This window comes from Stenotrophomonas sp. INTA L402-1 (assembly GCF_059295135.1).
Genome location: NZ_JCAFWP010000154.1, coordinates 1 through 636, shown reverse-complemented (window position 1 = coordinate 636; position 636 = coordinate 1). Strand labels below are relative to the sequence as shown.

The 636-nt window shown below is 53.1% G+C and carries 1 pseudogene; it reads right to left on the bottom strand.

What is annotated here, in order from left to right:
• Positions 1 to 636, bottom strand: a pseudogene (glyA, locus tag AC5O77_RS22050) (serine hydroxymethyltransferase); the annotation flags it as partial.

Below are 636 nucleotides of genomic sequence, written 5' to 3'. Positions count from 1 at the left end.
TGTTAGCACGGCCCAGAGCGGCGTCCGCTTCTTTACCGGTCAGGTTTTTATCAACCAGATCAACCAGGAACAGGTGGTTATCAGTGCCGCCGGAAACCACTTTGTAGCCGCGTTCCAGGAACACTTCTACCATCGCTTTAGCGTTTTTAGCGACCTGCTGCTGGTACGTTTTGAACTCAGGCTCCATCGCTTCTTTCAGAGCAACCGCTTTACCGGCGATTACGTGCATCAACGGACCGCCCTGACCACCAGGGAAAACGGCAGAGTTCAGTTTTTTGTACAGCTCTTCGCTACCACCTTTCGCCAGGATCAGGCCGCCGCGCGGACCCGCCAGGGTTTTGTGAGTGGTGGTAGTAACAACGTGAGCATGAGGAACCGGGTTCGGGTAGACGCCAGCAGCAACCAGGCCCGCAACGTGCGCCATATCAACGAACAGGTAAGCACCGATGCTGTCAGCGATTTCACGCATTTTCGCCCAGTCAACCACGCCGGAATATGCAGAGAAACCACCGATAATCATTTTCGGTTTGTGTTCTTTGGCTTGTTTTTCCAGATCGGCGTAGTCGATATGACCGGTAGCATCGATACCGTAAGGAACGATGTTGTACAGTTTACCGGAGAAGTTAACCGGAGAAC